1 protein-coding gene is annotated in these 247 nt (G+C 31.2%); it reads right to left on the bottom strand.

Translation table 11 applies throughout. The features are described from left to right. Nucleotides 1-247, bottom strand: a 247-nt coding sequence (locus tag SB717_RS38450; protein ID WP_410908468.1) for a CarD family transcriptional regulator, incomplete at both ends; no start/stop codon positions are given.

Here is a 247-nt window from a genome sequence, read left to right as displayed (position 1 = left end):
AAGCTTCGCGCTCAGCATATAGTTTAATTAGGTCATCCGCAATGTCTTGTACAGATTTTTCAACTTTCGTTTTAACCTTTTTCCAATCATTTCCACCTAATTTGTAAACTTTCGGATCCTTACCTTCAGACCCTACATATTTTTGGACTTGATCAATTTGTTCAATTGGAACGTATAACTTATCATTACCTTGATATTTAATATTTAAATAATCTTTATGAACACCATTAATCTCTAATGTCTCAAT

Origin of the sequence: Priestia sp. SIMBA_032 (assembly GCF_046535215.1) — a bacterium.
GTDB classification, from domain to species: Bacteria; Bacillota; Bacilli; order Bacillales; family Bacillaceae_H; genus Priestia; species Priestia aryabhattai.
Note: the sequence above shows the minus strand (reverse complement) of the source record. Positions and strands in the feature narration are given on the sequence as shown.